8 protein-coding genes are annotated in these 14017 nt (G+C 68.7%); 4 read left to right on the forward strand and 4 right to left on the reverse strand.

Features of this window, described 5'->3' with window-relative positions; genetic code table 11:
- Positions 1-48 precede the first annotated feature (48 nt).
- From OG568_RS18715 to OG568_RS18725, 4 genes are all read right to left on the reverse strand, one after another.
- Positions 49-846 (reverse strand): bestrophin-like domain, encoded by a 798-nt coding sequence (locus tag OG568_RS18715; protein ID WP_329532409.1) that lies wholly within the window; start codon positions 844-846, stop codon positions 49-51.
- A gap of 438 nt (positions 847-1284) precedes the next feature.
- Positions 1285-1731 carry a hypothetical protein gene (locus OG568_RS18720; RefSeq protein ID WP_329532410.1) on the reverse strand — a complete coding sequence of 149 codons (447 nt, stop codon included), beginning with the start codon at positions 1729-1731 and terminating at the stop codon, positions 1285-1287.
- A 78-nt stretch (positions 1732-1809) separates the two neighbouring features.
- Positions 1810-2028, reverse strand: coding sequence for a hypothetical protein (locus OG568_RS61470; RefSeq protein WP_443077872.1), 219 nt, complete (start codon positions 2026-2028; stop codon positions 1810-1812).
- A gap of 276 nt (positions 2029-2304) precedes the next feature.
- On the reverse strand, positions 2305-3144 hold the full coding sequence (locus tag OG568_RS18725) for a patatin-like phospholipase family protein (RefSeq protein WP_329532411.1): 840 nt from the start codon (positions 3142-3144) through the stop codon (positions 2305-2307).
- A gap of 192 nt (positions 3145-3336) precedes the next feature.
- On the opposite strand from OG568_RS18725, the gene OG568_RS18730 reads away from it, so the two are divergent.
- From OG568_RS18730 to OG568_RS18745, 4 genes are all read left to right on the forward strand, one after another.
- Entirely contained in the window at positions 3337-4971 is a 1635-nt protein-coding gene (locus tag OG568_RS18730) for a M1 family metallopeptidase (protein WP_329532412.1), read from the forward strand.
- 398 nt (positions 4972-5369) lie between these two features.
- Positions 5370-7334, forward strand: a complete 1965-nt coding sequence (locus OG568_RS18735; protein WP_329532413.1) for an N-acetylmuramoyl-L-alanine amidase — start codon at positions 5370-5372, stop codon at positions 7332-7334.
- 677 nt (positions 7335-8011) lie between these two features.
- The gene (locus tag OG568_RS18740) at positions 8012-10672 is read left to right on the forward strand and encodes a Pls/PosA family non-ribosomal peptide synthetase (RefSeq protein ID WP_443077696.1); all 2661 of its coding nucleotides are present in this window, start codon (positions 8012-8014) and stop codon (positions 10670-10672) included.
- Positions 10673-10689: 17 nt separating this feature from the next.
- The gene (locus OG568_RS18745) at positions 10690-13938 is read left to right on the forward strand and encodes a non-ribosomal peptide synthetase (protein ID WP_329532414.1); all 3249 of its coding nucleotides are present in this window, start codon (positions 10690-10692) and stop codon (positions 13936-13938) included.
- The last annotated feature ends 79 nt before the right edge of the window (positions 13939-14017 follow it).

Here is a 14017-nt window from a genome sequence, read left to right on the forward strand (position 1 = left end):
GGCCTTGAGCGACCGTCCACGATCCGCTGGTGGTCCTGCGAGGGCGGCCTACGGCCCGCCGTCGAAGAAGCCGGACTTCAGGTCCCCGATGACGGCGTCGAGTGGATGCCCACTGACGATGAACGGTCCGCTCCAGGGCGCGCTGAGTGCGAAGAGCAACGCCAGGCTCAGCCCGACCACACACGCAACTCCTACGATCAGCAGTGACGTTCGCAGACTGCTGCGGAAGACCAGTGCGCCGGAGTTCACGATCAAGGCCAGTCCGCTGACCACGAGCGTGACGACGTAGAGCGCGGGAACGTCGCGTGAGGCGGCCGCGACGCGGGCGCGACGACTACTGGTGACACTGTCCAGGGAAGCCACCAGCTCCGTACCTGTCGGGGTTCCCACATCGGCTCGGCCCGCTTCGGCGCGCACACTCCGCTCCAGCCGTGCGATCGCGCGAGCGGTGGCCGGGTCGTCACCGGACGCCGCTGCCGCGCCCTCCCACTCCCTGGCACGCGTGGTCCGCAGGTAGTCCAGCAGGGCCGCTTGGATCGGCTCCGACTGGACTCGCGGACTTGTCGCCGCCCATGCCAGGCGGGAGGCCGCGGCGGCCTCGTCGCTCACCAACCCCTCGGCCGCACGCAGGTAGCCGGACTCGCTGGCCAGTGAGAGTGCCGCAAAGATCGCGAAGGCAGCGCCGAGTGTCGGCATCAGGGGCGTGGCAATCTGCGGCACCCGATCCCGTTCCGCGAGCGGTACGAGCACCCGGACGCCGACCCGCGCCACGGCCGCGACCAGTAAGGCAAGTAAGAGTCCGCCCACAACCAGCACCACCGCCGGCAGCGAGGTCAACCAGTTCACCACATCACCTACAGCGCGTTTCCGCGAGCGTCCCACGACGGCGGCACATCGGGCCCCGCGACCCGGAGCTCCTCGTCGATCACTTTTGATGAGCGCTCCATGATCACAGGTCGAAGACCTTTGACGCTCGCGACGCCCGGCACAGCATCTCTTTTCGTTGGCCAAACAGCCGAATACGGCCCGGCACGAGGCTGTAAAGGTCATCGTCTATTTGGAAGATCGAAGAGTCCTGACGATGCCCCGCGCGATCACTCACACGCACTGTCGGGGACCTCGGTCACTGTGTCGCTTCCGTATTCCAGATCCGGGAGGCCCTGACAACTGTTTGCAGCCACTTGCCTGGAGCCAGGCGAACGGCCGGCGGGCGCCGCGCGCGTCGCCAGCCTTTTCGGCTACGAGCACGCGCATGGATTGCGACATGGGTATGAGATCTCGCCCTTAGTCGCGCTCGGCAGCGGCCGACGGGGCAGCGAAATACTGTGCGTACCGTGTCCCGGAAAAGTGCTCGCCCAACAACCGAGAGAAAAGCAGGACCGACGGCAGCGGACGGTGGTTCACCACAAGGTGTTGCGTCTGCCCCTCTGGGTTCCGGTAGACGACGGCGATGTTCGCGATCGGCTCACCGCGCACCTTCGACGTGTAGTCCTCGACGAATCCATTCTCTCCATACTCACCGATGTAGATGAAGTCCTGGTACTCGTACAGAGTGCGCGCATAGGCCAGCACCGTGCGAACGTCCTCGGCCCCGCGCACGATCCCGTTCAGAACCGAGCCCTCCATCGTCACATCGTCGGCAAGGTTGTCCAGCCAAGAGGGGTAGTAGTCCGTGCGCTGCCGCGCCGGGTCGCCGCTGCCCAGATACGTCGGCGTCGTCTTGTCGGTCATTTTCCAGCCGTTCCAGTAGGGAACCAACTCCTGCGAGCAGCTCTAACGAATCCAATGAAATAACCGTAACACCTTTACCTATTTCCCCTCGGTTCCGCAATCGTTATCGTACAGTTGTTCGACTCGATGCCTCTCGAGAGGACAGGAAGGCGGGGGTGGCCCGTCCGGCGTCCGTGGTGCGACCGGGCTCACATCAATCGCGGCCGCGATCTTGTCACAGGCCAGCGATCTATCAGGGACGAAGCCGCAGAGCGCGCGCGGCGCGTCTTCGCCCAGCTCCAGGGGGTGGAAGGGCAGTGGGTACGGCTCTTCGTCCTCGTCCGGCCAGGGGCCCCGTTGGGGCGCCCGGCGGGCGCATCAAGGCTCCCGCGGCGGGTGGTCCCCGGCTGGGGGGGAGTGCGGCTCTCCTTGTGATGTCGCCGGCCGAGGCACTGAGGGCCCATCGGAGAACCGCGTGGACCTGGGACAACGACTACGTTCCAGGTCACCAGTCCGCCGGCCCGCCGACGCACCGGACCGCCCGCCGGCCACCGTGCTCGGCGGGCCCTCTCGGGTCTCGAACTCGGTCGCCGCTCAGCCGTGCCAGACGGCTCGGATCTGTTCGGCGTACTCGGCCGCCTGTCGTAGTCCCGCCTGGGCCGCACCCGGGATGCGGGACGCGTCCAATGGGTTGCGGCCGAACGCGCGGCGGGCCGCTCGGTCCGGGACCAGCAGGGCGGCCCGGGTACCGCCTGCCACGAGGGAGGCCACCTGCTCGGAGGCGCTCGGAGTCGCCCCCGGCACGTTGGGGATCGGGGCCAGCACGACGACCCGCCGGCAGTCGCTCGTCAAGTCCGCGTTGGTCGTGGAGCGTACGCCCCCGTCCATCCAGCGCCCCGCCCCGATCGTGATCGGCGGGAACAGCGGCGGCAGCGCGCACGTGGCCGACATCGCCGTCACCAGGTCGATCCCGCTGTCGGCGCTGAAGCCGGTCGGCTCGCCGGTGAGCGCATCCACCGCGAATAGCCGCACGGGCCTCTCCGGCCAGTCCTGGAGCGGCAGTTGGGGACGGATCGCGTCGATGACCTCGGCCTCCGTCACGTCGCGCACGTTCAGCGCAAGCCGGGCCAGTCGTTTGACCACGGTCTTCGGATCGCGCGAACCAAGCGCGGCCCACAGGTACTTGACCGTCATGGCGAAGGTGAAGTCCACCTCCATCATGGCTCGCTTCCGGGCGATCTGTACCTCGTACAGATCGGACGGCGCTGCTCCTGCGGCCAGTTCCACGGCCAGCAGTGAGCCGGCGGACGTGCCCGCGAGCACGTCCGCGCCGCCCAGGTCCACCCCCGCGTCGGCCAGCCCCGCCAGCATGCCGACCTGCCATGCGTACGCGGTCAGTCCGCCCCCGCCCAACACCAGCGCCGTATCCGCCACGTCCGCCCTCCCCACTAACGGGGACCACTCCCCGTTTCCCGCATTGACGCTAGCATGCAAGCGGATCAACCGGGGACCTATCCCCGGTTCTTGCCGAGCGGACCCGCGCGAGGTGACCGACCGCGAGACGATCGACAGGCGTGTGCGCCGAAATAGGCCGTTATGAGCCGATCCTGCTGACATAGTGCGGCCATGGAGATCCACGACCCCCGGCAGCCGAACCAGTTCCGCGGCCCGCGCGACCGCCACGGTCTCCGTGGTCTCCCGGGCCTCCGTGGCCTCCGTGGTCTCCCGGGCCTGCGCACCCGCCGCACGCCCCTCCTCCTCGCCCTCACCGGCGTCATCGGGATCGGCGGTGCCGTCGTCCTCGTCGGCGTCCTCCCTCACAAAGACCACCCCTCCCCCGCCCACCCAGGCACCCTCGCCACCACCACCCCCTCCAAGACCACCTCCTCCGCCGGCTCCCCCGGCGCCCCAGGCATCGGCGACCCGCTCCTGCCGCTCGACGGCAACGGGGGGTACACGGTCCGCCGCTACACGCTCGCCTTCGACTGGCGGGCGCCCAGGACGCGCTTCGATGCCAGCACCACCATCAGCGCGAGCGCCACGCAGGCCCTGTCCCGTTTCGACCTCGACTTCGCGGGCAACACGCTGGGCTCGGTCACCGTCGACGACCTGCCGGCGAGGGCCGTACGCGACGGTGACGAGCTCGTCGTGACTCCCGCGAAACCGATTCCCCAGGGCGGCACCTTCACCGTGCGGGTCGCCTACACCGCCGACCCGACGCAGCAACGGCACCGCGGCGACGCGATCGGAGACTACGGCTGGGTGCCCACGCCCGACGGAACCGTGCTCTATCCACAGCCCGACGGGGCCAAGATGGTCTTCCCGACGAACGACCATCCGAGTCTGCGGGCGCCGGTCACCTTCCTCATCACCACTCCACCGGGCGTCAGCGCGGTGGCCAACGGGCGGCTCGTCGAGCGCGTCCCGCAGCCCGACGGACGGGTCCGGTGGACGTACGACTCCGAGCAGCCGGTCGCCGCGCAGCTGGTGCAGATGGCGATCGGGAAGTTCACGTTCGTCGAGAGCACCGGTCCGCACGGGCTGCCCGTCCGGGACGTGGTCCCCAGTGACCTGGTCACCAAGACCGCGGCCTACCGCTCGCTCACGCCCGCGCACCTGACCTGGCTGGAACAGCGGCTCGGCCCGTACCCCTTTCCCCGTTATGGCGTACTGGTGGGAGACACCGACCTGCCGGTGGCGCTGGAGACGCAGTCACTGTCGCTCGTACCGAAGGGCGACCTGCAGGGTGACCGGGTCGAGGCCGAACGCGACCTCGTGCACGAGCTGACCCATCAGTGGACCGGCGACAGCGTGGCCATCCGGCGGTGGTCCGACCTGTGGCTGAGCGAGGGGCACGCCCGTTTCTACGATCGTCTCTACTCCGACGCGCACGACGGTGAAAGCCTCGAGTCCGTGATGCGGGCGGCGTACGAGCACCACGACCAGTGGCGTCACGACGACGGAGCGCCCGCCGAACCCCGCACCGAGGCGGCCCTGTTCAAGAAGGTGCGCTACGACGGTTCGGCGCTGGTGCTCTACGCCCTTCGGGAGAAGGTCGGCGAGGGGACCTTCGAGAAGATCGAGCGGTCCTGGGTGACGAAGTACCAGGGACGGGTGGCCGGCACCGGAGACTTCGTCGCGCTCGCGTCCGAGGTCGCCGGCGAGGACCTGAAGCCGTTCCTGACCCCGTGGCTGTACGGGGACCGCACCCCGCCCATGCCGGGGCACCCCGACTGGCAGGTGGACCCGGTCCAGGACTGAGCCGGACCCGCACACCGAACCCCGACGCCGAACCCTCACACCGAGCCCCCGTACCGCCCCGCGAGGTACGGGGGCTCGCGCTGCGCTACGACGGGACGGACTGCCGCACGGACTGCGGTGCGGACTGCCGTGCGGACTGCGGTGCGAAGGGCTCGCGCCGACTCGCCGCCGTGGCCGACGTTCTGCCGCCGACCGGGTGGCCTCTGCCGGGTGGCTGGGCCACACCAGTGACGCTTGGCGCGACGGGGCGTGTCGAGCACGGAAACGTACGGGGGGTGATGCAGAGGGCAACTCCTTTGTCCTGATTGCGACGAGCATGATTGGAGACCCTTGCGATGAGAAGACGTGTCGCCCCCCGTGTCCCCAACTCCCCACGCGAGCACCGCCGTACAGTCCGCATGACCGCCTCCGCGGCGCTCCTGATGCCGCTGCTGGCCGGCCCGGCGGCGTGCACCGGCGGGACGGCGGCCGACCGCCAGCTGCAGAACGTCTTCACGGACGCCGCGGACGAGTACCACGTACCGCGCAGTGTGCTCCTGGGCGTGTCCTACCTGCAGTCGAGATGGGACGCCCGGCCGGGCACCCCGAGCGTCCTCGGCGGCTACGGGCCGATGCACCTGGTGGACACCCGCCAGGCCAAGGCCAAGGACAAGTCCCCGACACCGGCTCCGTCGGATGCGCACCGCGGAGGTACCCAGCCGCCCGCGGCCGCGGCGGGGCCCTCGGCCTCGCCCGGGGCGAGCTCCTCGGTCGGACGCTCCGCGCAGCCCGCGGACCTGCGCCGGGCCGCCGGCCTGATCGGAGCCCCGGTGGCGCGACTGCGGACCGACGCCAAGGCCAATGTACGCGGAGGTGCGGCGCTCCTCGCGGAGACACAACGTCAGCTCGGCAAGCCGCTCAGCACCAACCCCGCGGACTGGTGGGAGGCGGTGGCGCGCTTCCCGGGGACGGGAGACACCGCGTCGGCGGCGGAGTACGCGAACAACGTGTTCGCGCTGATCCGCAAGGGCGCGCGACGCACCACCGATTCCGGACAGCAGGTCACCCTCCCCGCCAGCCCGGGCGTGCGCCCCCGCACCCCCCACCCCGAGACCGCACGGCGGCCCAAGGAGGTCGAGTGCCCCGCGGAGCTGACCTGCGACTGGCTCGCCGCGCCGTACGTCGAGTACGACGACAACGGCGACTACGGCAACCACGATCTGGCCGACCGGCCCAGGGACCAGAAGATCGAGTACATCGTCATCCACGACACGGAGGCGGACCTGCCGTCCATGCGTCAGACCGTGCAGGACCCGACGGAGGCGTCCTGGCACTACTCGATCCGCTCCAAGGACGGCCATGTCACCCAGCACATCAGGACCAAGGACGTGGCCTGGCACTCCGGGAACCAGTTCGTGAACGCCCGCTCGATCGGCATCGAGCACGAGGGATTCCTCAGGCAGCCCGACGCCTGGTACACGGAGCAGATGTACCAGACCTCGGCCAAACTGGTGCGTTACCTGGCGAAGAAGTACGACATCCCGCTCGACCGGCAGCACATCTTCGGCCATGACAACGTGGCGTCGCCGACCGCCTCGAGCATCCCCGGCATGCACGACGACCCCGGCCCCTTCTGGGACTGGCGGCACTACTTCGACCTCCTCGGCGCGCCCCTGCGTGCCACGGCCGGGCCCGACAGCGACCTGGTGACCGTGCTGCCGGACTTCGCCACCCACAAGCCGCCGTTCACGGGGTGCGTCAAGAGCGGTGTGAAGTGCGCGCCGCACGGCTCCAGCGCCGTCCGCCTGTACACCGAGCCGAACGAGCACGCGGCACTGATCCAGGACCCGGGCCGGCGCCCCGACGGCGAGGACTCCACGGACGACGTCAACGACCTGGGGTCACGGGTCTCCGCGGGCCAGAGCTACGCGGTCGCCGGACGCAGTGGCGACTGGACGGCGATCTGGTACCTGGGCCGCAAGGCGTGGTTCAAGAACCCGAAGAACCATCCGACGGCCGTCGGCGCGAGCGGCCGGTTCGTGACTCCGAAGGAGGGCTTGAGCGAGATCCCGGTGTTCGGGCGTGCCCTCCCGGAGGAGGAGGCCTACCCGGAGGGAGTGGAGCAGCAGTCCGAGTCCCCACTCCCGTACAACCTCCTCGCGGGGCAGCGGTACGTGGCGCAGTCCCGGCCCGTCGGCTCCTACATCGACCGGTCGACCTTCAGCGACACACCGAGCCTGGTGGTGACGGGCCGGGAGGAGTACTACGAGATCCAGTTCGGCCACCGGATCGCCTACGTCCGGGCGCGCGACGTGGACCTGGTCCGCGTACCCGGCACAAAGAAGGCGCCCTCGGGACACGCGGCGCCCCCTGCCCAGCGGTAACAGGATCCCGGTCCGAGCCGGAGGCGCCCACGCGACCGCGTGGGCGCCTCCGGCTCGTGGTGGTGGTGGGATGCGGCGGCGATCTCCTGCGTGGACGCCCCCGCGCCATCGGGAGGGGCCCGGTCGACGCGGAACGGACGATCCCGAACCTCCGGCAACACCCCCGCGCCCCACAGCACGCTCCACGCGTCCCCACAGCGCTCCGCATCCCCACAGTCCTCCGCATCCCCGTGGCTCTCCATCTCCCCACAGTCCTCCACCGCCTCGCAGTCCTTCGCGTCCGCGACCCCGTCGGCGGTCGCCGCCCGCTCTTCCGCATCAGGTACGCGCCACCCATACGCAGTAAGGCGAATCCCGTGCGCAACGCATCGCCTCGCCGTCGGGCGGAGTCGTGGACAAGGCGCGAAAACGGGTGGAGAGCGCTCTGTGCCGCCGACGTCGGGGGCGTCAGCAGCGAGAACCCTTGACGCCGTCGAAGGACAGTGCCATGCCGACACGATCCGGTTCGAGTGGCAGCCCCACGGGTGGGCGGATAAGACTGAGTCAACGGTTTTGTGACCGGACAACAGATCCGATCTCATGACTTCCGGATTACTCGCTCCGGCCATCGAAAAGCGCGAGTGCAGAGCGCCGACCGTCATGGCAGGCGGCATTCGAAAGGTCCTCAAGGAGCTCGTATGGAGGAGAAGTCCGTCGAAGTCCTGATGCATGGTCCGGGTGAATACGAACTCGACAAGCACGGGAACACCGGACCGAAGAGCGGCATCGAGAGAGACCTCGCCGAGGTGTTGGCCGACGTCATCAGCGTCGAGCGAGTATCGGTCGAGAGCCACTTCTTCGACGATCTCGGCGCCAACTCACTGGTGATGGCCCAATTCTGCGCACGGGTCAGGAAGCGGGCGGACCTTCCCTCCGCCTCGATGAAGGACATCTACCGGTACCCGACGATCCGAAGTCTGGCGGCGGGGCTCGCGGAAGCCGAGCCCGTTCCCGGCGAGTCGTCGGTCCCGGTACCGGCCACGGTGGTGACGAAGGCCGGCTCGGCGCGGTACATCCTCTGCGGAACACTGCAGTTCCTGTTCTTCGCGGGATATTCCTACCTCGCCGGACTCGTCACGGACCGAGGCTATTCATGGGTCTCCGCCGGGACGGACGCGATCCACATCTACCTGCGATCGCTCATCTTCGGCGGCATCGGCTTCGTCGCTCTGTGCACCTTCCCGATCCTGGCCAAATGGCTTCTGATCGGCCGGTGGAAACCGCGCGAGTTCCCGATCTGGGGACTGACGTATCTGCGCTTCTGGATCGTCAAGGTGATGATCCACGCCAACCCGATGATCTTCTTCGTCGGCAACCCCCTCTACGTGCTGTACCTGCGCGCCCTGGGCGCCCGGATCGGCAAGGGGGTCACGATCCTCTCCCACAACGTTCCGGCCTGTCCCGACCTGCTCACGATCGGCGCCGGCGCCGTGATCCGCAAGGACTCGTTCTTCCCCTGCTACCGGGCGCACGCCGGCCGTATCCAGACCGGCCGGGTCACCCTCGGACGGGACGTGCTCATCGGCGAGAAGACCGTGCTCGACATCGACACGTCGATGGGCGACGGCGCTCAACTCGGCCACACGTCCACGCTGTACAGCGGCCAGGCGATCCCGGCCGGCCTGCGCTGGCACGGATCCCCGGCACAGCCCACGGAGCACGACTACCTGAGGATCGAACCGGTCAAGTGCGGCACACTGCGCCGGGCCGGCTTCGGCTTCCTCACCATCCTTCAGGTGTTCTTCCTCTACGTGCCACTGACCGTCGGAGGTGCGTACCTGCTGCTCGACCTGATTCCGGCGCTGCACAGCCGACTGGGCCCGGGCTCAGGGGGATTCACCTCGTCGGGTCTCTACATCGACGCGCTGGTCCTGTCGTTCGTGCTGTTCTTCGGATTCGTCGTCTTCGGCCTGGCCGTGCTGTGCACCGTTCCGCGCCTGCTGAACCTGTTCATCCAGCCGGACAAGGTCTATCCGCTGTACGGCTTTCACTACTCGACGCACCGAGCGATCGCGCGCATGACCAACCTGAAGTTCTTCAAATGGCTGTTCGGTGACAGCTCCTACGTCGTCCCTTATCTGCGCGGCCTGGGATACGACTTGTCCAAGGTCGAGCAGACCGGGTCGAACTTCGGCACGGAAGTGCAGCACGAGACCCCGTATATGGTTTCCGTCGGCAGCGGAACGATGATCGCCGACGGACTCTCCATCGTCAACGCGGACTACTCGAGCACCTCCTTTCGGGTGTCCCGGGCCTCGATCGGGCCACGCAACTTCATCGGGAACAACATCGCCTATCCCTCCGGAGCCAGGACGGGCGAGAACTGCCTCCTCGCGACGAAGGTGATGATTCCGCTCGACGGCGAGGTACGCGAGGGAGTGGGCCTGCTGGGCTCGCCGTGTTTCGAGATTCCCCGGTCGGTCGAGCGCGACTCCCGGTTCGACCATCTCCGCAACGGCGAAGAGTTTCGTCGCAGTCTCGCCGCGAAGAACCGCTACAACCTCAGCTCGATGGGTCTCTTCCTGATTCTCCGGTGGATCTACTTCTTCGTTCTCACCGTGGTCGCTCTCGCGGACGTCGATGTGTACGATTCCTACGGGCATGTACTGATCGCCGCGTTCCTGGTATTCAGCCTTGCTTTCACACCTGTCTACTTCGTGCTGGTGGAGCGCTGCATCGCGGGATTCCGCGGACTGCGACCGCAGTTGTGTTCCATCTACGAACCGTACTTCTGGTGGCACGAGCGCCTCTGGAAGGTGCCTGACCACTACCTCAACGTCTTCAACGGCACCCCTTTCAAGAACGTGATCTGGCGGATGCTGGGTGTCCGGATCGGTAGCAGGGTCTTCGATGACGGCTGCTATCTGACGGAGCGGACGCTCACCACCATCGGGAACGACTGCACGCTCAACGCGGGAAGCAAGATCCAGTGCCACTCGCAGGAGGACGGCACCTTCAAGTCCGACCGCAGCACGCTCGGCGACGGCTGCACCCTCGGTGTCGGCGCGCACGTCCACTACGGCGTGACGATGGGCGACGGCGCCGAACTCGCCTCCGACTCCTTCCTCATGAAGGGCGAGGAAGTCCCGGAGAGCGCTCGATGGGGCGGAAATCCCGCCGTGGAAACCCGCGATGCCCCCTATCAGCCCGCCGCACTGGCATACGAGGCACAGCGTGGCCGCCTCGGCCGGCCCGCCCAGCCGGCCGAACAGGATGGCCGCCCCGCTGAACTGCCGAGCAAACAACGACGACTGCGACGCCGCCCCGACCAGCGGCCGGCGGAACCGGAGCGACCGTGAGCGGACGGGAAGATTCGATGGGAGTGCACGTGGAAGCCGATCGGGAGTTCTGGCGCGGTCAGCTCGCAGCCGGTGGATTCACCGCGCTGCCGCGATGGACGCTCCATCCGGTCACGGGCGTCGCCGACCATGAGGCGACGGTCCCGGAGGACGTCGTAGGACCGTTGCGCGGGCTGGCGCAGGATCTGGGAGTGCCGCTCGACTCGGTGCTGCTGGCCGCGCACGCCAAGGTGCTCGCCGCGCTGTCCGGTGAGCGCGAGATCGTGTCCGGCTATGTCCCCGCCGACGGCGGCCGGCCGTTGCCCTGCCGAATGACGACCGAGACCGCGACGTGGCGGACGTTGCTGCTGAACGCCCGTCGGGCCGAGTCCGAGCTCCTGGCCCACCAGGGCTTTCCGGTTGACGACCTCAGGCGTGAACTCGGCCTGACGGAACCGCCGTTCGAGGCCGTGTTCGATCCGGGCGGCATCGGTGGCGACCTGGCCGAGGACACCGTGTTGTGGGTCGGGTTCTCCGGGCAGGGCAGCCGGCTCGTGCTGCGGCTGCGGTATCGCACCGACGTACTCGACGCGGACTGCGCCGCCAGGATCGCCGGTTACCACGTCACCGCACTTGCGCTGATCGCCGCCGGTCCGGATGCCGAGCACGGGCGGCAGAGTCTGCTCTCCCCCGAGGAACTCCACTTCCAGCTCGATGGGCTCGGCGGACCGCGCCGGGAACTGCCGGACCGCCGGATGCACGAGCTGTTCGAACAGCGGGTGCGGGAACACCCGGACGCCGTCGCGGCCGTACACGGTGAACGGCAATGGACCTACCGCGAGCTCAACGCCCGGGCCAACCGGCTGGCACGAGCGCTGCTGGCACGGGGGCTGCGCCAGGAGGGCGTGGTCGCGGTGGTGACCGAGCGCACCCTGGACTGGCCGGCCGCGGTCCTGGCGGTCTTCAAGGCCGGGGGCGTGTATCTGCCCATCGAGCCGCACTTCCCGGCCGGTCGCATCGCGACCACGCTCTCGCGCGCCGAGTGCGCCCTCGTGCTCGCCGAACACGGCAGCACCACCACCCTCGACCAGGCCCTCGACTCCCTGCCCGGGATCCGGAAGGTCTTCATCGACGCGGCCTACGCCGAGGACCATGCCGACGACGATCTGGGCCTGCCCGTCGCACCGGACCAACTCGCCTACATCTACTTCACTTCCGGCTCCACGGGCGAGCCCAAGGGCGCGATGTGCGAGCACGCGGGCATGCTCAACCACCTGTACGCCAAGATCGACGACCTGGAGATCGGCGAGGGACAGGTGGTCGCGCAGACCGCGCCCCAGTGCTTCGACATCTCGCTGTGGCAGCTGGTGTCCGGGCTTCTGGTCGGCGGGCGGACACTGCTGGTGGAGCAGGAGGTGATCCTCGACGTACAGCGGTTCGTCGACAAGGTCGTCGACGGCCGGGTCGCCGTCCTCCAGCTCGTACCTTCCTATCTGGACGTCGTCGAGTCCTGCCTGCGGCAGCACCCCCGCGAACTGCCGGACCTGCGGTGCGTGTCGGTCACCGGCGAGGCGTTGAAGAAGGAGCTCACGGAGCGCTGGTTCGCCGTCCAGCCCGGGATCAAGCTGGTCAACGCCTACGGGCTGACCGAGACCTCGGACGACACCAACCACGAGGTCATGGACCGGGCGCCGGACCGCATCCTGCTCGGCCGCGCGGTCAACAACGTGCACGTCTACGTCGTCGACGAGCACCTCACACCGGTGCCGCTCGGCGCCCCCGGTCTGATCGTCTTCTCCGGCGTCTGCGTCGGCCGCGGATACATCAACGACCCCGAGCGCACCCAACAGGCCTATCTGGCCGATCCGCACCGTTACGGCGCCCGGCTCTACCGGGGCGGCGACTACGGCCGCTGGCAGCCCGGAGGCAAGCTGGAGTTCCTCGGCCGCCGGGACACCCAGGTGAAGATCCGTGGCTTCCGGATCGAGATCGGCGAGATCGAGAACACCCTGTTGCGGGTGCCGGGGGTGCGCGACGGCGCGGTGGTGGTCGCCGAGCGGGCCGATCAGAGCAAGCACCTGGTGGCGTTCTACTCCGGCCCGCGGGCCCTCGACGGCGACGTGCTGCCCGCCCGGCTCGGGGAGTCGCTGCCCGAGTACATGGTCCCGTCGGCCTTCCACTGGCGCGAAAGCCTGCCGCTGACCGCCAACAGCAAGATCGACCGGAAGATGCTGCAGACGCTCGCCGGAGAACTCGGCGTCGTCCAGGACGACTACCAGGCGCCGAACACACCGACCGAGCATCGGCTGGCGGCCGCGTGGTCGAAGGTGCTCGGCATCCCGCAGGACCAGATCGGACGGCTGGACCACTTCTTCGACCGGGGCGGCACCTCGCTGTCGGCGGTGAAGCTGGCGATCACCCTGGACCGTGCGGTGTCCCTCAAGGACGTCACGCGTCACCCGGTCCTCGCCGACCTCGCCGGGCTGGTCGACGGCGGGTCCGAGCGACGCCCGGGGCTGCTGCACCGGCTGTCGGGATCGGACGGGGCGCAGGCCGGGGCCCTGGTGTGCTTCCCCTACGCCGGCGGCAACGCGGTCAACTTCCAGCCGCTGGCCAGGGCCCTGCCGGATGGTGAGCCCGCGGTCTACGCCGTCGAGCTGCCCGGTCACGACATGGCCGCCGAGAGCGAGCCGTTCGCTCCGATGACACGGGTGGTCGAACAGGTCGTCGACGAGATCGTCCGGCGTGGCCTGACCAGGATCCTGCTGTGGGGCCACTCCTCGGGCGCCGCGCCGGCCGTGGAGACGGCCAGAAGGCTGCAGGAGCGCGGGGTGGACGTCCAGCGGGTGTTCCTCGGCGCGCAACTGCTCGGCAACGCCGCCGAGCGGCGCGCCACCATCGCCGAGCTGACCGAACTGAGCGACGCCGCGATCGCCGCGAAGCTGAGCGCGGACGGCGGGTACACCGAACTCGACGAGCTGGATGCGCGGCACGCCGAACACGTGGGTGCCGCCTACCGGCACGACTGCGTATCCGCACACCGCTACTTCGCCGACCTCCTGGACAGCCCGCCGACACCGAAGCTGTCCGCGCCGGTCACCGTGGTCGTCGCCGCCGACGACCCGAGCACGGCGGACCACCACCACCGCCACCACGACTGGCAGCTCCTGGCCGAACAGGTCGACCTGCACGAGCTCTCCGACGGTGGCCACTACTTCCCGCGCACCCGTCCGGCCGAAGCGGCACAGGCCGTTCTGCGCGTCGCCGAACTGTTCGCTCCTTCCTGAGTGACAACTGACCAGTGACAACCGACGAGTGACCCACGGACAAGTGGCTCACCGACAAGTGACCCATCGACAAGTGACT

Source organism: Streptomyces sp. NBC_01450, assembly GCF_036227505.1.
Classification (GTDB): Bacteria; Actinomycetota; Actinomycetes; order Streptomycetales; family Streptomycetaceae; genus Streptomyces.